General features: G+C 67.4%; 17 protein-coding genes. 5 read left to right on the forward strand and 12 right to left on the reverse strand.

Features of this window, described 5'->3' with window-relative positions; translation table 11 throughout:
* Nucleotides 1–8: 8 nt before the first annotated feature.
* The 4 genes from ACWF82_RS14515 to ACWF82_RS14530 all read right to left on the reverse strand — a co-directional run bounded on the left by ACWF82_RS14515 (nt 9) and on the right by ACWF82_RS14530 (nt 2106).
* Nucleotides 9–341 carry a hypothetical protein gene (locus ACWF82_RS14515; RefSeq protein WP_452501335.1) on the reverse strand — a complete coding sequence of 111 codons (333 nt, stop codon included), beginning with the start codon at nt 339–341 and terminating at the stop codon, nt 9–11.
* 129 nt (nt 342–470) lie between these two features.
* A complete protein-coding gene (locus ACWF82_RS14520) occupies nt 471–1010 on the reverse strand; it encodes a hypothetical protein (protein WP_452501337.1) in 540 nt (179 codons plus the stop codon).
* The gene (locus ACWF82_RS14525) at nt 1007–1702 is read right to left on the reverse strand and encodes a hypothetical protein (RefSeq protein ID WP_452501339.1); all 696 of its coding nucleotides are present in this window, start codon (nt 1700–1702) and stop codon (nt 1007–1009) included. Before ACWF82_RS14525 ends, ACWF82_RS14520 begins: the two co-directional genes overlap by 4 nt.
* Nucleotides 1703–1749: 47 nt before the next feature.
* On the reverse strand, nt 1750–2106 hold the full coding sequence (locus tag ACWF82_RS14530; RefSeq protein WP_452501341.1) for a hypothetical protein: 357 nt from the start codon (nt 2104–2106) through the stop codon (nt 1750–1752).
* 139 nt (nt 2107–2245) lie between these two features.
* Between ACWF82_RS14530 and ACWF82_RS14535 the strand changes: the two genes are divergently transcribed.
* Genes ACWF82_RS14535 through ACWF82_RS14545 form a run of 3 tightly spaced genes read left to right on the forward strand, consistent with a single transcriptional unit; the run spans nt 2246 to nt 7786 of the window.
* The gene (locus ACWF82_RS14535; RefSeq protein ID WP_452501343.1) at nt 2246–2560 is read left to right on the forward strand and encodes a hypothetical protein; all 315 of its coding nucleotides are present in this window, start codon (nt 2246–2248) and stop codon (nt 2558–2560) included.
* 53 nt (nt 2561–2613) lie between these two features.
* A complete protein-coding gene (locus ACWF82_RS14540; RefSeq protein ID WP_452501345.1) occupies nt 2614–3096 on the forward strand; it encodes a YbaB/EbfC family nucleoid-associated protein in 483 nt (160 codons plus the stop codon).
* Between the two features lie 22 nt (nt 3097–3118).
* Nucleotides 3119–7786: a WXG100-like domain-containing protein gene (locus tag ACWF82_RS14545; protein ID WP_452501347.1), complete on the forward strand. Its 4668-nt coding sequence runs from the start codon at nt 3119–3121 to the stop codon at nt 7784–7786.
* Here ACWF82_RS14545 and ACWF82_RS14550 read toward each other — a convergent pair.
* Genes ACWF82_RS14550 through ACWF82_RS14560 form a run of 3 tightly spaced genes read right to left on the reverse strand, consistent with a single transcriptional unit; the run spans nt 7752 to nt 11694 of the window.
* On the reverse strand, nt 7752–8957 hold the full coding sequence (locus ACWF82_RS14550; protein WP_452501349.1) for a hypothetical protein: 1206 nt from the start codon (nt 8955–8957) through the stop codon (nt 7752–7754). The two genes, ACWF82_RS14545 and ACWF82_RS14550, sit on opposite strands and share 35 nt — an antisense overlap.
* Nucleotides 8954–9751 carry an ESX secretion-associated protein EspG gene (locus tag ACWF82_RS14555; RefSeq protein ID WP_452501351.1) on the reverse strand — a complete coding sequence of 266 codons (798 nt, stop codon included), beginning with the start codon at nt 9749–9751 and terminating at the stop codon, nt 8954–8956. The genes ACWF82_RS14550 and ACWF82_RS14555 overlap by 4 nt, the downstream gene beginning before the upstream one ends.
* Nucleotides 9748–11694, reverse strand: a complete 1947-nt coding sequence (locus ACWF82_RS14560; protein ID WP_452501353.1) for a hypothetical protein — start codon at nt 11692–11694, stop codon at nt 9748–9750. Before ACWF82_RS14560 ends, ACWF82_RS14555 begins: the two co-directional genes overlap by 4 nt.
* A 267-nt stretch (nt 11695–11961) precedes the next feature.
* Here ACWF82_RS14560 and ACWF82_RS14565 point away from each other — a divergent pair, with 267 nt between their 5' ends.
* Nucleotides 11962–13461 carry a hypothetical protein gene (locus ACWF82_RS14565; RefSeq protein ID WP_452501355.1) on the forward strand — a complete coding sequence of 500 codons (1500 nt, stop codon included), beginning with the start codon at nt 11962–11964 and terminating at the stop codon, nt 13459–13461.
* A gap of 48 nt (nt 13462–13509) precedes the next feature.
* On the opposite strand, the gene ACWF82_RS14570 is transcribed toward ACWF82_RS14565, so the two are convergent.
* Nucleotides 13510–13785, reverse strand: coding sequence for a hypothetical protein (locus tag ACWF82_RS14570; RefSeq protein ID WP_452501357.1), 276 nt, complete (start codon nt 13783–13785; stop codon nt 13510–13512).
* Nucleotides 13786–13859: 74 nt separating this feature from the next.
* On the opposite strand from ACWF82_RS14570, the gene dtd reads away from it, so the two are divergent.
* Complete coding sequence (dtd, locus tag ACWF82_RS14575) at nt 13860–14303, forward strand: D-aminoacyl-tRNA deacylase (RefSeq protein WP_452501431.1); 444 nt, start codon at nt 13860–13862, stop codon at nt 14301–14303.
* Nucleotides 14304–14650: 347 nt separating this feature from the next.
* Here dtd and map read toward each other — a convergent pair whose 3' ends face one another.
* The 4 genes from map to rplO form a co-directional block, all read right to left on the reverse strand.
* On the reverse strand, nt 14651–15448 hold the full coding sequence (map, locus tag ACWF82_RS14580) for a type I methionyl aminopeptidase (protein ID WP_452501359.1): 798 nt from the start codon (nt 15446–15448) through the stop codon (nt 14651–14653).
* The gene (locus tag ACWF82_RS14585) at nt 15448–15993 is read right to left on the reverse strand and encodes an adenylate kinase (RefSeq protein ID WP_452501361.1); all 546 of its coding nucleotides are present in this window, start codon (nt 15991–15993) and stop codon (nt 15448–15450) included. The genes map and ACWF82_RS14585 overlap by 1 nt, the downstream gene beginning before the upstream one ends.
* Nucleotides 15990–17312 (reverse strand): preprotein translocase subunit SecY, encoded by a 1323-nt coding sequence (gene secY, locus ACWF82_RS14590; protein ID WP_452501362.1) that lies wholly within the window; start codon nt 17310–17312, stop codon nt 15990–15992. The genes ACWF82_RS14585 and secY overlap by 4 nt, the downstream gene beginning before the upstream one ends.
* 164 nt (nt 17313–17476) lie before the next feature.
* Complete coding sequence (rplO, locus tag ACWF82_RS14595; protein ID WP_019045071.1) at nt 17477–17920, reverse strand: 50S ribosomal protein L15; 444 nt, start codon at nt 17918–17920, stop codon at nt 17477–17479.
* Nucleotides 17921–17922 lie beyond the last annotated feature (2 nt).

Consider the following 17922-nt stretch of genomic DNA (forward strand, 5'->3'; position numbering starts at 1 on the left):
GCTCCTGATCAGTGCATGCCGTCATAGTTGCCCTTTTCCATTTTCTCCAGGAGCTGGGCGCTCTCGATCTGCCCGGTGGAGAACGAGTTCATATTGTCCGCCATCGCGCGGGCGCTGGCTGTGGTGTTCGACTTGGAGGTCTTGTAACCGTTGTCGGCGTCACCGTTGTAGAAGTTGTTGCCGAAAGTGTCGTTGCCCCAGCAGGTACCCCGCGCGTTCGCCGCGGATTCGAGCCGGTTGAGCACCCCGTTGATCTGGTCGCGGACGGCACCGGTCTTGGCGGCCGCCCTGCGGAACAGCAGTGGCTCGTACTGGAACTTCTCCGCCATCGCGTTCTCCATTCCTCCAGGGTCGGTGCATCGACCACCACACAACTCGTTTGCCTGTGCAACAGAATGGCAGTGGTGGGCGAATCGCTCGTTACGACAACATGAATGGTGAGTATTCAACGGCGCCGTCGCGACACCGTCTCACGAAGGCCCGAGCTGCTCGGCGTAGTACGCGCGCACCGCTTCGAGCCGGTCACGGTCGAAACTGCCTGGTTCGGCACCGAACATCGCCTGTCCAGCGGCAGCGAAGAAGGCCGACGCGGGCACCGCCGACGCGGAGCCCGGGATGAACTTCAGCACTTCCTCGACGGCCGCCAGCCCCGTCGCGATGGCGTGCCGCGCCGTGCCGGATCGCGCGCTGTCGCCAGGACCGGCCTGGTCGGCGCAGATGCGCGAATAGTGCAGCCACTCACCGGGATCGAGCAGCTGCGAGGCGTCCGCACCGCCGAATCGCACCCGGCCCGCCGGCGGCGGCAGGATCTGCTCGGGCAGCCGGAACACGTATTCTCGCTGCGCGCCGCACGACTCGCACTGCCCCACATACCTACTGGCCGGCCCGTCGGCGGAGATGACCGAGCTCCGGAACTCGCATCGCCGCGCACCGCACGCTTCGCACGGACGCAGCCGGAGGAACAGGCGTGCCTCGGCATTGGTTCGTGCCAGCGGCAACGCCGTCGTCATGATTGGTCCTCTCCCGCTGATCCGTCGACGAGCTGTGGGTACATGGCCCGTTCGGCCGGGCGCAACCGCGCTACCTGCAGCTGTCCCGCGCCGCGGCAGATCGGGCAGACCCGCTGCTCGTGGCATTCCGGGCACAGTTGCCGCAGTCCCGCGTCATCGAGCACCCAGCCGTTGCCACCACACGCCGGGCACCAGCCGAGTCCGTCGCACTCGTAACAGAGCACGTGACCCGGCTCGACGGTGTCGGTGGTGTGGACCGGATCGGGCAGCTCTGGCGCGCGCGGTGTCCGCAGCGCGAGCATCGGGGTGACACCGGCATAGACGACGTCACCGGTCTCCGGCCACACCCGCACCTCGATCCGGAACCCGTCCCGGCTTCCGGTCACGACGATGCGCGACGCGACGGTGCCCGCGCGCCGATCCTCGACCACGTCGAAACCACCGGCCGCGAAAGCCTCGGAACTTCGGCGAACAGCATCCGCCGCGGATTCACCGGCAGCCAGGGTTTGGACGCGCAGGCTGTACCGATAGCGCAGCGGCTCGGTCCATTCGGCGACCTCGGGGATATCGGGCAGCGCGGAGTCCGGAATCACCACATCCGGCGTGACGCGCGCGGCAATGACCCGCACCTGCTCGAGCAGGTACCGACCGAGCCGACGCAGCTCCTGTTCGGCTCCGGGAACCTCAGCCATTCATCCTCCGACCACGCACCCTAGCACCGCAGACAGCGGTCCCCACCTCACTCGATGGTCGACTCCGCGCCGATCGCGGAGCCTTCGGCGTCGGCCTCGGCGTAGTCGATGGAGCAGTCGAGTCCGGCGGCGCGGCAGGCGTCCGCCAGCACGGCGAGCCGCTGCGCCGCCCTGGTCGGCTCCGCCTCGACGACGCCCTCGAGCAGATAGAAGGAGTCACCGGTGCCGGGGACGGTCGCCTCGTGGCAATACACCTCGATGGTGTCGTCGCGGTAGCTCGTCTCGTAGCCGGTCCGCCGCACGGTCATCGACAGCTGTGGTTGGGCGAGCCAGTCACGCACGAGCGCGATCATCACCTCGTGACTGGCCGTCTCGATGTCGCCGTGGAAGGTTGTGCGGGCCATGCACCGAGCATGCCATGCCCGCGCACTCCGTCGCAGCGGCCCGGTAGCCGCCTGTCGTTAAGATCCCGTTAGCGTTGGCATGGTTGAGAATTCATGTAATGATCGAGTGCGATACACCCCAGAAGAGCAGAGGTGCGGCATGACTGATCCGGTCGAGGTCTACATCAGCAATCTGCGCGGCACGGGTGGCGATCTCGATGGCCTCGCGACCAGGATCGACCAGATCCTCACCCGGGTGACCGCGGCCTCGCAGGCGCACTGGGGGCGCTGGGGAGCCGACGAGTTCGGCAAGAACTTCGCCGAGGGCGAGCAGGGATACAGCGCATCGGATACGAACCTCCAGGCGGTCGTGTCGTCGAAAGTCGCACTGCTGCAGTCCTATTCGGGCGCTCTTGTCGACGCCGCCGACCGATTCCAGACCGCCGAACGCGCCAACGAGGACGGACTCAGCTGACCTACCGCCACCGAACACGGCACGACAGCGGACGGGGTAGGTAGGAGGAACCGATGGCGAACGAAGTGGCACACAGCCAGCTGGAAGATCTGGCCGACACCGTGCGCGCGGGAATGGCCGCCATCGCCCGAACCCAGCAGGAGCAGTCGCAGCTGACCGCGACCGCGACCGCCGCGGCGGGCCGCGTCAGCGTGGTGGTCAATGCGGAGAATGTCGTTATCCAGGTTCGCTTCTCGGACAATATCGATGATCTGAGCTTCCCGGAGATCGCCCGCGCCGTCACCACGGCCTCCCAGGACGCCGCGGCCGCCATGCATCGCAAGACCAAAGAACTGCTCGACACACTGCGCGCCGACACCGCACGCATCCCCCGTCTCTCGGAATACCTGCCCGGGATGCCCGACGTCCAGGACATGATTCCCGAGCCGCCGCGAGCCCCGGTCACCCCACCGAGCGCACGCAAACGCAACGACGAGCCTTCCGACGGCACCGTGCGATTCACCGCGCTGTCGGAGACGGCCGAGTCCGCCTGGTGATCGCCATCAGCGGAGGTGACCCGTGTCGGGTCTAGCCTCGGTTTTCGATCTCGTCCCCGGCTGGATCCTGCAAGCGCTCAATTTCGGTACGGCGTATCCGAAGGGCGACGAGGACGACCTGTTCGCCCTCGGGGACGCGTGGAAGCAGGCCGCGGAGGAACTGCGCCTGCTCGAGCCGGACCTGCGCGCGGTCACCGACGCCACGGCGAAGTTCTACAGCGGCGAGGGCGCGGTCGCGGTCAAGCAGGAGTTCGACAAGCTGTTCTCCGGGCCGAATTCCGTCGACGAGCTGGCCAAGGCGCTCGAGGAACTGGGCGCCTACACCCGCAACGGCGGCACCCAGCTCGAGTACACCAAGATCATGGAGGGCAGCTTCGCTCTCATCACCGCCTATGCGATCTACGCGTTGTTCGCCGCATGGCCGTGGGGTTCGGCGGGGGTGCCGCTGGCGTTGGCCGCGGGCCGAACCGCCATCGGGACGGCCGCCAATCGCGGCCTCCAGCAGCTGGCGCTGGAGGCGGGACGGGTCGGCCTGCGCAATCTGCTCAAGCCCTATCTGAAGCAGATCGCGATCGCGGGCCTGAAGGCGGGCGGCATGGGTTTGGGCCTCGACGGCGGAATCCAGGCCTATCAGCTCGGCATGGGTCACCGCGATTCGTTCGATATCGGCCAGAACCTGCGCACCGGATTCGAATGGGGCGCGGGCGGCTTGCTCGGTGCGCCCGTCGGTATGGGCATGCACAAGCTGCTCGGCCGGACAGCCATGAGCCCGGCCATGCGTGGGCTGATCAGCGGCGTGACCGGCGGCGCCGCGGGCGGACTCGGCATGTACGGCGGCGGTCTCGCCTGGCAGGTCGGTGACCAGCTGGCCCACGGCTACTTCGACGCCGACAAGATCGACACCACCTTCGACCCGAAGCTGGTCATCGTCGGTGCGGCACTCGGCGGTGCGCACGGTGTGCGGCACGGCGCCGGCCTCGGGCACGCGCCGACCATGGATTCGCCCAGGATGTCACCGGCCGGAGCGTCCGCCGCGAAGGCGCCGATCGTCACCGAAGCCTCTGTGCGCGAAGGTAAGTCGCTCTACCACGATCTGGCCAAACAGACTCACCCCGACCGTTTCGAGGCCGGGCCCGAGCAGAACCGGGCCCGCGATGTCTTCCAGCGCGCGAACGACGTCAAGATCGATTCGAAGGGCGAATACAGCGACCAGCACGTCGCGCGGCTCGAGCAGTTGCGGACGGAGTGGAACAACTCCGGTGTCACGCCAAGGGACGGCACCGCGGTGCGACCGTCCGAAGCGGCGATGCGGGCCGAAGCCCAAGGCCGCACCGACTCCGGTGCCAGGGCCGAGGGTTCCACCGCGCGGCCTGCCGAAACCGGTGTGCGGACAACCGATTCGGGTGCCCGGCCCGCTCCGGCCGAACGCCCGGGTACCGCGGCGCCGGAATCGCGTGCCGGTGAACGTCCAGCCACCAAGGACGGTGCGGGACAGGGCGACGCGAAGAGCAACACCAGGGCCGGGCTCGCCGAACAGAGCGGCGCCAAATCGAACCTCACGGCAACGTCGAAGGACCGCGCCGCCGAGGTCGCAGGCGAGCAGCGCCGGGCCGAGTCCGGTGCCGAACAGGTCCGTGCCACCGCCGAGGCGCCGAGCACGGGTGAGCACGGGACGCCGAAGGAACCGGCGGTATCGGAACGAACGCGGACCGGGGAGCCCGAACCCGGCCGCAGCGAGCCGACGACCGCCGAACCGTCCCGCGCCGAGCCGACAACCAGAGAACCGTCGCGCGCCGAGCCCACAACCGGCGAGCCATCCCGTGCCGAGCCGACAACCAGCGAGCCGTCCCGGGCCGAGCTCGCCGTCCCCGAGCAGGGTCGCGGCGAACCCGTTCCGGCCGACCCCATCGCCGCGAACGTGCGCGCCTGGATCGCCGAACGCCCCGGCAAATTCGAGCTCACCTACTCCGAGGCGGAGCTGGCCACGATCATCGGCGAGGGACGCAAACTCGGGCTCGACCAGCGGACCATCCAGGACATGGTGCAGGTCGGCTCCCGGACCGCCAAGCCGATCACCGCGCCCGAACTCGCCCAGCAGATGCACAACTGGGTCGAGGTGGTCTCCGAACGCGGCTACCCGTACAAGTTCACCGACGCCGCGGAGTTCCGGAAGTTCAGCAGTGACCTGGTCGGCGGCCTCAGGGAGGCCGGCCTTCCGGTCGGTGACGTGGTGGTCCAGGGGTCGTCACTGCGCACGCCGCGCGCCAACGATGTCGACCTGGCTGTCTTCACCGACCAGGGCACCTTCGACCGGCTGCTGGTCGACCGGTTCGACGGCAAGGTCGCGCTCAAGCCGGTCGGTGAAACGCCGCGCGTCCTGGTGCCGTTGCGCGAGCTGTCCCATCCGCAACTGGTCGAACTCGCCGAGCACATCATGGCGAACCGCCCCCTGTACAACAGCGAGGCGAAGACCTTCGCCAACGCCACCCTCAACGGCATCATCAGTTCCAAGTCCGACATCAGCATGCCGTTGAAGTCGGTCAGCAAGTCAGTGCAGGAGCACTACCCGGGTCAGAACATCGAATCGATCTCGATCCTGGTGCGCGACGGCCTCTTCGATACCCGGCCCGCCCTGCCGGTCGTCGAGCCGGGAACGCGACCCGGCACCACGCTGGATCCGCACCGCGGCGCCGCAGCGAGCGTCGGGGAGTTCCACGGCGATGCGCGCCCACCGAACCAGGCGAATCTGACCACCCGCGAAGTCGTCCATGTGGTGGAGGACAACCTCGCGCTCGTCACGCCGGAGGACGTGGCCTGGAATCGCGACACCAAGCGCCTGCTCCTACCCGACGGCCGCACCATCCGCATCGAGGTCGAACCGACGACCGGCGGCGCCGTCGCCGAATTCCGCAGCCGCCCCGACGGGACGGGCTACGACGTGCATGTCTCCCCGCGCGCACGGGACCAGGATGTCGTGCGTGGCATCGCGCACGAGATCGCCGAGATCCGGCTCGCGCAGGAGCCCGAGATCGTGATCGATCCCGTGCGGGAACGCCCCGATCGGCTGACGGATCACCTCGGCGGCCGCTTCGCCGAAGTTCGCGTGCTGCTCAACAAGATCGACGCCGCCACCATCGATCCCGCACGAGCAGAACAACTCCCCGGGCTGCGCCGCGATCTCGCCGATCTCGCCGGACGCATCGACCTGCGCCCTGGCAGTACCGCCGAACACCTGCTCGGCACCCACGATCCGGTACTCGCACATCGCTATTCGCTCGAACGAGCGGGCCTGACCGAGCAGCGCCCGATCTTCGGCGAATCGCTCACCGCGGCCGAATACGATCGTGGCAGCGCCGCTCACCTGGCGACGCTGAGCGAGCTGGCTGCGGGCGAACACGTGCGCGACCTGGTCGCCAACGAACGTCGTGGACTCGACGCGCGGATGCGAGAAGAGCTGGTCCGGCGCATCTTCGACCCGATCTTCGAGAATCCGAACTTCCGCGAAGCCCGTCAGCACGTGCCGACCAAACATCTGATGGCGGCCATGGATCCGCTCAATGTCGCCATCAACGATCCGAATCCGACTGCGGCACAGCGCGTGCGCGATCTGCACGAGGCCATCGACCGGTTCCATACAGCGATGCCGGAACCGTTCCGTGCCGCCATGGGGCCCGACGCGTTCCAGCGCATGTACGACGCGGCGGAAACACTGGCCACCTCGCCGAACCGGTTCGCGGCCGTCCTCGAGCACGGCACCGGCCGCCTCGAGGTCGACGGCGGCGCGGGCTCGATGAGCGAGCTCCTGCACAGCGTCGACCGGGCGAACCGCACCGCCGCCGAGAACGGGATCAATATCGAGTACACCGTGATGATCCACGACCCGGTGGGCGGCGTCTCGGCCGTGGAGATCATCCCCCGGCCGCGGCCGCTGCATCGGCTTCCTTTGGAGCAGAACGTCTTCGGCACGAACAACGAGAGCGTGTCGCTCGTCCATCGTCCTCCGACCGGGGTGCCGAACGGGCACACCGTCGACGTGGGTGTCGGGCGCAGCGCGTTCGGTGTCGAGATGACCCCGCCCGCCGACCGCGCCGGTGGTGGGCTGGTCGTGAAAACCGAACTGGCCGAGTCCTTCGCGATTCCGAGCCAGCGCAGGCGCAGTCTCGGGATTCTCGACCCCGGCCCGCTGACCGAAGCCGGGACCGTGCTGGTCTTCGGCGACATGCTCGGTGGTGGACACGTTCTGGGTGACGGCGCCACCGGAGGGGTCGGCCGGATCTTCGTCAACAACGTCAGCGCCAAGCTTCCGCCCGAGGCCTACCTGTCCATCGCGGCGAATCTGGAGAACACCCTCGCCCCCGGCGGCCGGATCGAATTGCAGTGGGACATGAAGTCCGAGGCCGCCGATCCGAGCAAGGGCACCCCCGGCGACCGTGGCCACATCGACGGCGATCAGCTGTGGACCGCCCTGCTCGATCACTACGAGAACCGGCCGCCGTTCCGCATCGAGGAGTACACGGAGTTCCCCGGCGCCGGCAACAACGATTACGACTACACCATCGATGCCGGCGCCAGCAATGTCCTGAACAAGGACAAGATGGAGGGCTTCTCCGCGCCGCGGCCGGACCATCGGATGGTCATCGTGTTCGACCCGGCGCTCAGAGGGCTGATCGCCGCGCCCCGGCCTCGGTGACGCCGGCCAGGGTCAGCTGATACATCGCGGCGTCGACATCGAACGTGCCGTCGTCACCGAAGATCTCGACGATCGCCGCGCGGGTCGCGATGCCGCGCTCCGCGTCGTCGACCAGCGCGCGGGCGGCGGCCCGCCGGCTGTCCGTCGCCTCGTCACCGAGCAGGCCTGCGACCACCCGCGCCGCGGTGTCGGCCGTCCAGATTCCCGGCACGGCTTCGGCGAGATGATCGGCGGCAGGAGACTCCCCGCGATACCACGCGCCGTCTTCCCACCAGTAGCAGAACGACAGCAGACCGTGCCCCGCCCTGGTGTTGACCACCGGATCCGCCACCCACTCGGGCGCACCCGCGTACAGCGCGGGCAGTTCGGCGTCCTCGTTGTAGGCGGCATCGAGCCCCATCGCATTCCACACGCCACCGGAGAGCACCGCGCGTCCACCCGGCACCTCGTACAGCGTCGAGCCACTGTGCGAACCACCCTCGAACCAACCGAGCGCGGGTAGCATCCGCGGTCCCCGCGACGAACCGGCGGCAACGAACGCGGCCGCGATCACCGCCCAGCGCGCACGCATGAGCGGGTACGCCGGAAAGTCGTACTCCGACAGCGTGGCTCGCACGCCCTCCGCGACATCGATGCGCGCCCGCCGCGCCGCAACGCCGGGCGGACGCAGCTGCCTGCCGCCGTGGTGCAGATAGGCCGCCAGCCACACCGGCAGCCGACGTCGCGGATAGACCGCGAGGTCGGCCAGGTATGCCCGTGGCTCGAAGAGCTGATCATCCGGGAACGGCTCGTCGCCGTAGTCGTGGTCGACGTCGAGTTCGCCGGTGCTGCTCATCGTCACCACGAGCCGCCACCACGGTCCGTCGCCGTAGCCCGCCGACAGCTTCCGGTGCTCGCGCACCGCGTCGACGATGTCGGCGTTCGGCAGCGCCCGCACCGTCGCACCGTGCGTGTCCTCGAACAACAGATGGGCTACCTCGGCCTCGACGGTCAGCGCGAACACCGCGGTCAGGTTCCGCCAGCCCGCCGGGCCGAGTGCCGCTGTCTCCCTGGCGATCCGGTACGCCAGTTCGGTAATCGCATCCGCGGGGTCAGCCGCCGCGGTGGTTTCGGCCACCTGCGCGCCAAGAGCGAACGGCCGGTCCGGAATCGATTCCTCGTTCGGGGTCAAGCACTCGCCTCCCAGTGAGAATCCACCCGCGCCATCATGCGCTCGATGGAGGCGTTGATCGCATCGATCAGCACCGGTTCGGACATCGGTGTGGCATCGGGTTCCGCCGAAGGCAATGCGATCACATACCGGCCGTCGTCGGGCAGATCACGCCACACCAGGATGTCGCGGCGCATGCCACGCGGGCCGAACCGCGACAGGTTCTGCAGGATATTGATCGTGCCGGTCCGGTCGGCTGGCGTCTCGAAGAATTCCGTGCTGCGCCGCGCCACCGAGGTGTCGGCCTCCTCCAGCACCATCGAGCCGCGCGGACGGTGGTCGTCGGCCGTCCTCGCCTGATCGGTGACCAGTGGGATGATGCCGCCGCGGCCCGCGGGGACGGTGGGCATCAACCCGACGATCGCCTCCCCCAGTCCGTGCGGACCACATTCGGTGATCGTGTAACCACCACTGTGCGTGGGCGTTTCGCCCGGCAGCTGCCGGAGGAGGTAGCCCTGCGCACCGGAACGCGCGGCCCTGGCCTTGATCCAGCGCTGTGGATCCTCCTGATCCTGGTCGTACCAACCACGCAGCCGCACATACACTTCGGGCCGCTTGAGCACCTCGAAGATGCCCCGAACCGCGGGGTCGACGGTGTGCTGCAGCCGCTGCCAGGTGTCGTACTTCTCCTGCTCGAAGTCGTCGTACAACGGTGTGCGCGCCAGGAAGCTGAGCGGGCGCGGCAGGCTACCGCCGATATAGCGCTCCCACAGCACCCTGAACTCGACATCGCCGAATTCCCACGTCCTGCTCATGCCTCGACATACCGTTCGGCGGGCACGGTGGTCGCGACATGGCCGTCGACTTGCTCGTCGATGTGTGCCGGGGCCACCACTTCCTGTTGCGTGGCGGCGACCAAGCCGGTGAGCGGTGTGGCGATCGACTCCAGCCCGGGCAGGGCGAAGAAGTCCGGCAGTGCGGCACGGGGGAAGGCAGCGGCTTGTGCCGGCTCGGGCTCGGTGACCACAACCTCATGAGCCGTCGATGGTTCGATACCCAGCGCCGCTGCCAGCGGCTGCAGCTCGCTGTTGCCTGCGATGAGGGCGCTGATCTCGGGTGACTGCGCGAGTGCCTGCGCCAGATCGGGATACTGGCCGAACAGGGTGCCGAGTTCGGTGAGATCGGGCGTGGCGGTGAGACTCGCAGAGAGCTGCTGCAGGGCTGTCGCGATCGTCGGAATTGCCTGCGAGAGTGTCGAGGTCGCGGTCGAGACCGCCGACATCAAGGTCGACAGCATGTCCGAGCCGGAACCCGATCCCTGACTCGACCCCGTACCCGTCGCGGTTGTGCCGGTGGGTGTGCCCGCGCTGGATATCGTCGCTCCGGGGACACCGGCCCCGGAGGCGGTACGGGTACCGGTCGAACCGGAACCAGAACCGGGACCACCGGTCGCGGTCGGGATCTGCGCGTTGGCCGCCTTCTGCGCGGCGAGCACTTCGCTCGGGACCTGCGCCGCGGCCTGCTGCTGACCCGCGCCACCACCCTGCCCGGCACCCCCGCCTTGCTGGCCGGATCCTCCGCCTTGCTGGCCCGAGCCACCACCTTGCTGGCCGGAGCCACCACCTTGCTGGCCGGAGCCCCCGCCTTGCTGACCCGCCCCGCCCTGATCGCCGGTCGTCGGCTGCCGTCGACCCTGCTGTTCTTCCTCGACAGTCGGCCGCTTGCCCGGATCCTGCGGCACCGATCCCGGTGCGTCCGGCGCCTTGGGCAGGGTCATCACGGGGAACAGACCGGCGGTGGTGTGCACCCCATTGATGTAGTGATCGCGGTACAACCGCTGGGCTTCACCGAGATCGTCACCGCATCCTTCGGTCCGGTGGGTCGGCATCGCTCGCTTGGTCGAATAGAGCCAGTCGGCGGTGTATTCGAGGTTCGCCTCATGCAACCTGAACGCGTTGTGCAGCTTGTACACCGATGCCGCGTAGGTCCCGATCGCCGCCAGCGCGGCCTCACCACCCTGGCTCTCCCAGTTCGTGCTCGTGATCTTCTGCAGCTTCTGTTCGAGCTCGTAGGCGGCGGTGTGCACCTGGATCGCCAACGCCTCCCAGGTCCGCGCGTCGTCGGCGACTTCTTCCCAGCCAAGCCGCAGGCCGAGCCAGTACAGGTCCGACCACTGCATGGTTTCGTGCCCGCGCACCGGGATCGGCACCGCGCCGGGGCTCTCCCGGTCGACCCCCAGATTCTTCGTCGAGTCGGAGACCTTCGGCACGTCGATATCGGAGTCGCGAACGCGCGAGGAGGAATGGTTGCGCGGCTTGTACTCCGCGGCGGCATCTCGCGCCTTGCCCAGGTCGCGCGCATCCGGCTTCGGCTTCACCTTGTCCAGCTCGGACTTCTTGCCTTTGAGAGCGGCAAGGTCATCCGCCGACAGGTTGTCGGCGCCGGTGTAGGTGTTACCAGCGGCTTTGAACAGCTCGACAAGATCGCGCAACGAGTCGATATGTTTGCCGATGGTGTCCTTCGCCTGTGCCGCCTCCTCGCTGAACCGTGCCCGCAGCTTCGGCGGGGCGATGATTTCCGCGCCGCCCAATCGTCCTTCGTCGAACTGATTCAGCGTGGTGCTGTCGATCAGCTTCAGACAACCTTCGAACACCGCGATCGCATCGCTGCACGCCCTCGCCGCTTCGAGCGCGGCTCCCGTCTCGACCCGGACCTTGGCCCGGCCCGCAAGCCCTGACCAGGGAGTCTCGTTTCCCACGCCACCCGCTCCTCGATGCACACCATCCGACGGCTCTCGCCGATCGGCTCGATCCGGTCGCAGCTTAATGACCTTAGCGAAAGATGCCCAGCCCCAAGAGATCACGGCCGGGCAAACATCTCGTGCACCGGACTGAACCCGGCAATCCGACGACGATCCGGCAGCCGTCGCCGATCTGTGACAAACTCGACCGAAGCAGCAACGGCCGCTCGACGGCCAGGTACCAACGATTGATGGGGCAGAATTGACGTCGCGATGGAACTGCTCATGACCGATCTGAGCGGCCTCGAACGGCGCGTCGCTGCCGACCGCACTGCTACCAGGAACCAGCACCCAGAGGACTACCTGCGACTGGCAGGCTCGCTCACCGAGCTCGCCCAGGGCCTGCTCGCCACCCGCGACGACCCGTCGGGTCGCGACCGCACCGCCGAGGCGCTGGAGCCGGCGCAGGAAGCGGTGGCGATCCGGCTGCACTGGCTGGTCGGCGGCTATGTCAGCTACGAGTACGCCGGTGCGCTGCAGGATTCGCTGCGCCTGTTCGAGCAGGCGACCCGGCTGGTCGGGCATCGTCAGCTGGCCACCAACACCATTCGCAGTGCGTGTCAGGCGTACCGGCAGGTCGCGCGGGACTATCCCGACGTGTCGCCGATGTGTGCCGACGGGCTGTCCAAGTGCGGCGTCTGGCTGATGCGGCTCGATCACGACGCGGCGGTGGCGGCGACCGAGGACGCGGTGCGGATCAGGGCGGCCAGGTATGCGCGCGATCCCGAGCAGCCAGGTAAGTACCTGGCGAGCCTGAGCACCTTGCTGCGCACCATGATGGTCGGCCGCTCACGCAAGCAGGCCATCGCCAGCTATCGCGCGCTGTATTCGGAGGTGACCTCGGCCGCGAGTGCCGCGCGCTTGCGGGAGACCCGGGTCGAGGAGCTCGATCTCACCGTCAAGACCACGCAGGCCCTGGTGAAGCTGGGCGCGCAGACACTGGAGCGCGCGGGCAGGCTCACCCAGCAGCAGATCCTGTACCAGTCGGGTGGCGACCTGGCCACGATCGACGAGATCAACTGGCGGCTGGCACTCGTCGGGCTCAAGCCCCTTGCCGCGGGCGCGATGCCGGAGCCGCCGTCGCGGCCGGTGGAGATCTCGGCGACCTACGGCGCGCTCGCGGTGCGCTGTTCGGCGCCGGACGCACTCGACCAGGTGCGGGCGGCGATCGTGGCGGCCTACGCACGCGACGGCGCCGAAACGGTGGACGCGGGCAGGTTCGCCGGCGTACACGAAAAGCACTGGGGCGTGAAGGAACCCGTCACCAACACCGCGACCGAACTCGCCGCCGACGTCGTACTGGTTGAAAAAGTCTCCGGCAGCTGGATTTCGGTGAAAAGCCTGAACTGGGAGATCGGCGGCCTCGGCACCCACCCACTCGCCGTCCGTCTCTCGGAGAAATGGCCGGTGCTCACCGTCGCCACCATCGAGAACATCTCCTACGAACTGTGCCTCTACGACAACGGCGTCGCCACCCAGTACGCCGCACTGGGCAGGCCGAGCGGTCAGGCGCCACTCGACGCACCGCTGGCCCCACTGGATTTCGCGACGCTGGCCGACTACGGCGCCGACTACGCCTCCGAGACGCAGGTCCGCGCGGCCTTCGGCAATGCGGAGATGTTCGCCAAGGTCACCGAACTGCCCGGCAGCGGTATCCGCCAGGCTGCCGAGAGCCGGCCGCTCACCGAATACGGACCCGACATCCTGTTCTTCGGTAAGGACTGACACGCGAAAGCCGCTGCCCGCCAGACCGGGGCAGCGGCTCTCGCGTGCTCAGGAATTGCGGCGGGCGTCTCGCTTGATCCGGGCCGCGCTGCCGAAGCAGCCTGCCGCCGTCACCAGCAGGCCGGTGGTGATCGCGCCGGTGAAGCCGCTCGGCTCCACCCCGAACACCGAGAACATCAGAATGAACAGGCCGACGCCCGCCAGTGCTGCAATCCCCCCCATGAATAGATTCTTACGTTGCTGCACTTGTTCTTCCGTCATATCGGTAAAACTATCGGCTGTCTGCGCGAAATGTAAATCGCAGCCGCACAGTCCTTTACGCAATTCCCGAATTGTTCACAACAGTTCATTGCGCCCCGATTTCCATCAATTCGAGTCACCCGGCATGATCGATGACTGTGCGAGTACTGCTGCAGCGGGTGACCAGTGCCCAGGTGAGTGTCGACGGTGCGGTCGTCGGCCGGATCGACCCGGTCGGCGCCGGAGTTCCGCACGGTCTGCTCGCCCTGGTCGGCGCCACTCACTCCGACACCGAAGCGACCGCGCGGGCCCTCGCCGACAAGGCTTGGCGGCTGCGCATCCTCGACGGCGAACGTTCCGCCGCGGACCTGAACGCGCCCGTCCTCGTCGTCAGCCAGTTCACCCTCTACGCCAACACCGCCAAGGGCCGCCGCCCCTCCTGGAACGCCGCGGCCCCCGGCCCGATCGCCGAACCCCTCGTCGACACCTTCGCCGACACCCTCCGCACCCTCGGAGCCACCGTCGCCACCGGCCACTTCGGTGCCCACATGGAAGTCCAATTGACCAACGACGGCCCTGTCACCGTCCTCCTCGAAGGCTGAGTTCAGCCACCGGCAGAGACGCGTACCACACAGCTATCCGTGCGCAGACGATCGACAAGTCGGCCGACTGCCGATCCATACAGAACCCGTCTTCGCCCCACGGCGCACCGTGGGCGCTCGACGCCGCCTTCAGTCGCGTCAGGACGCCACGCACATCATCGCGCAGATCAGCCATCAGATCGGCCGCAGCCCGCAGGTGCCCCGGGGTGACCTGAACCTTGCCCGCCAACCGAAATCCCTTTCACCGAACCAGAATTGGAACGATGCCAGGGACGCGCGGGTGAACCAGGGGCGAACAACGGACTTTTACGCCGGAACGGCGATCTTGACGGCTTCTTGACCCGGAACTACTCCGGACGCAGCGTGAGGATGCGCGGCCCGTCTTCGGTGACGGCGACGCTGTGCTCCCAATGCGCGGCGCGGGAGCCGTCGGTGGTGACGACCGTCCAGTCGTCGTCCAGCGTCTTGGTCTCGGTGGTGCCGAGGGTGAGCATCGGCTCGATCGCCAGCACCGAGCCGACGACCAGGCGCGGGCCCTTGCCGGGGGCGCCTTCGTTCGGCAGGAACGGGTCCATGTGCATCTCACGGCCGATGGCGTGGCCACCGTAACCGTCGACGATGCCGTAGGCGCGGCCGTGCTCGCGCTCAGCGGCGCGGGTGCCGAGCTCGATGGCGTGCGAGACGTCGGTGAGGCGGTTGTCGGGCAGCATCGCGGCGATGCCCATTTCCATCGACAACCTGGTCGCCTCGCTCAGCAGCCGGTCGGCCTCGATGATGGTGCCGATGCCGAAGGTCCAGGCCGAGTCGCCGTGCCAGCCGTCGAGGATGGCGCCGCAGTCGATGGACACGAGATCACCCTCGGCGAGGATTTCCGTCGCCGAGGGGATGCCGTGGACCACACGGTCGTTGACCGAAGAACAGATCGAGCCGGGGAAGCCGTGATAACCCTTGAACGACGGGACGGCGCCCGCGTCGCGGATCGTCTGCTCGGCGACCTCGTCCAGTTCCAGCGTCGACACGCCGGGCTTGGCCGCGGCACGAACGGCGACGAGCGTCCGTCCGACGATCGCGCCGGCTGCCGCCATGGCATCCAGCTCGCCCGCCGAACGGAACGGCACGACCTTCTTCTTACGGCTGAAGACCATCAGCGTCCGAGCGCCCGCAGTGCCCGCGCGTTGACGTCGTCGACCTCGCCGACGCCTTCGACCGTCACGACCAGACCGTCGTAGTACTCGAGCAGCGGCTCGGTCTCCTCGCGGTAGACGCGCAGGCGGTTGTCGATCACCTCTTCGGTGTCGTCGGCGCGACCGCGGGCGAGCATCCGCTCCTTGAGCAGCGACTCGGGCACCACGAAGCACAGCACGGCGTCGAGTTCGGTGCCGTGGTTCTCGAGGATCTTCTTCAGCGCGTCGCCCTGATCGACCGTGCGCGGGTAGCCGTCGAGCACGAAGCCGTTCGCGGCGTCCGGCTCGGCGACGCGGGCCTCGACCATGCGGTTCGTGACGTCGCTGGGGACGAGGTCGCCCGCGTCCATGTACTTCTGCGCTTCGCGACCGAGGGCGGTCTGCTGGCTGATGTTCGCGCGGAAGAGGTCTCCGGTGGAGATGTGCGGAACGCCCAGCTTCTCCGACAGCAGGACGGCCTGAGTACCTTTGCCGGCACCCGGCGGACCGAGCAGAACAACTCTCACTTGAGGAACCCTTCGTAATTTCGATTCATCAGCTGGCTCTCGATCTGCTTGACCGTGTCGAGACCAACACTGACCATGATGAGCACCGCGGCACCGCCGAAGGCCATGTTCGCCGACTGGCCCGTGCTGCCCGCGCCGAGGAACAAGCTGGGGAGGACGGTGACCGCGCCGAGGTAGATCGAGCCAGGCAGGGTGATGCGGCTCAGAACATAATTCAGGTAGTCGGCAGTCGGCTTACCCGGGCGATAGCCCGGAATGAAGCCACCGAACTTCTTCATCTCGTCGGCGCGTTCCTCCGGGTTGAAGGTGATCGCGACGTAGAAGTAGGTGAAGAACACGATCAGACCGAAGTAGATGGCGATGTAGACCGGGTTGGTCGGGTCGACCAGATACTTCTGGATGATCTCCTGCCACCAGCTCGGCTCCGTCGCCGTGCTCGACCCGGTCAGCTGCGCGACCAGGTTGGGCAGGTACAGCAGTGAGGACGCGAAGATCACCGGGATGACACCGGCCTGGTTGACCTTCAACGGCAGGTAGGTCGACGAACCGCCGTACATCTTGCGGCCGACGACGCGCTTGGCGTACTGCACCGGAATCCGGCGCTGGCCCTGCTCGACGAAGATCACGGCCACGATGATCGCCAGGACGGCGGCACAGACGAGACCGAAGACGAGGCCACCTCGGGTGTCGAGGACGTTCTTGCCGTCGATCGGGATGCGCGCGGCGATACCGGCGAAGATGAGCAGCGACATGCCGTTACCGACACCGCGCTCGGTGATCTGCTCACCGAACCACATGACCAGCGCCGCACCGGCGGTCATCACCAGGACGATGATGATCATGCCGAAGATGCTGGTGTCGGCGAGGATCGGCTCGTTGCAGCCCTGCAGCAGCTGACCGCGCGCGGCCAGCGCGACGAGACCCGTTGCCTGCAGGATCGCCAGGGCGATCGACAGATACCGGGTGTACTGCGTCATCTTGGTCTGGCCTGCTTGGCCTTCCTTGCGCAGCTCCTCGAAGCGCGGGATGACGACGGTCAGCAGCTGAATGATGATGCTCGCGGTGATGTACGGCATGATGCCGATCGCGAACACCGAAAGCTGCAGCAGCGCACCACCGGAGAAGAGATTGATGAGCTGGTAGATACCGGCGGATTCACCACCGGAGACCAGCTTCACGCACTCCTGCACGTTTTGGTAGTCGACGCCGGGGGACGGCAGCGCGGCACCCAACCGGTACAGCGCGATCAACCCCAGCGTGAAGAGAATCTTCCGCCGTAAGTCCGGAGTCCGGAAGGCCGATACGAAGGCGGAAAGCACAGATCCTCCTGGCGAACGACATGGTCATGCCATGCGACTGAACCAACACCGCATCGTGTGGATACGTCAGCCGATGACGAGCTTGGCAGACAACACTTGAACTCTAACAGTGACACCGGACGAGCTCTCGACTCGTCCGGTGTCCACTGCTAACTACAGTACCGTCAGGCCAGTTCGGTGACGGTGCCACCGGCGGCGGCGATCTTCTCCTTGGCGGAGCCGGTCACCTTGTCGGCGGTCACCTGGACCGCCACACCGATTTCACCATCGCCGAGGACCTTGACCAGCTCGTTCTTGCGAACGGCGCCGGCCGCGACGAGCTCGGCCTTACCGACCGTGCCGCCCTCGGGGAACAGCTCCGCGATGCGACCCACGTTCACAACCTGGTACTCCACGCGGAAGCGGTTGGTGAAGCCCTTGAGCTTCGGCAGGCGCATGTGCAGCGGCATCTGGCCACCCTCGAACGCCGGAGAGACGTTCTTGCGGGCCTTGGTGCCCTTGGTACCACGACCGGCGGTCTTACCCTTGGAACCCTCACCGCGACCCACACGGGTCTTCTCGGTCTTGGAACCCGGCGCAGGACGCAGGTGGTGCAACTTGATGGTCATTG

It is taken from the genome of Nocardia sp. NPDC055053, assembly GCF_053608285.1.

Coding starts and splice junctions, on each gene's coding strand:
- ACWF82_RS14515 (WP_452501335.1), bottom strand. CDS start 341: ATGGAGAACGCGATGGCGGAGAAGTTCCAGTACGAGCCACTGCTGTTC.
- ACWF82_RS14520 (WP_452501337.1), bottom strand. CDS start 1,010: ATGACGACGGCGTTGCCGCTGGCACGAACCAATGCCGAGGCACGCCTG.
- ACWF82_RS14525 (WP_452501339.1), bottom strand. CDS start 1,702: ATGGCTGAGGTTCCCGGAGCCGAACAGGAGCTGCGTCGGCTCGGTCGG.
- ACWF82_RS14530 (WP_452501341.1), bottom strand. CDS start 2,106: ATGGCCCGCACAACCTTCCACGGCGACATCGAGACGGCCAGTCACGAG.
- ACWF82_RS14535 (WP_452501343.1), top strand. CDS start 2,246: ATGACTGATCCGGTCGAGGTCTACATCAGCAATCTGCGCGGCACGGGT.
- ACWF82_RS14540 (WP_452501345.1), top strand. CDS start 2,614: ATGGCGAACGAAGTGGCACACAGCCAGCTGGAAGATCTGGCCGACACC.
- ACWF82_RS14555 (WP_452501351.1), bottom strand. CDS start 9,751: ATGAGCAGGACGTGGGAATTCGGCGATGTCGAGTTCAGGGTGCTGTGG.
- ACWF82_RS14565 (WP_452501355.1), top strand. CDS start 11,962: ATGACCGATCTGAGCGGCCTCGAACGGCGCGTCGCTGCCGACCGCACT.
- map (WP_452501359.1), bottom strand. CDS start 15,448: ATGGTCTTCAGCCGTAAGAAGAAGGTCGTGCCGTTCCGTTCGGCGGGC.
- rplO (WP_019045071.1), bottom strand. CDS start 17,920: ATGACCATCAAGTTGCACCACCTGCGTCCTGCGCCGGGTTCCAAGACC.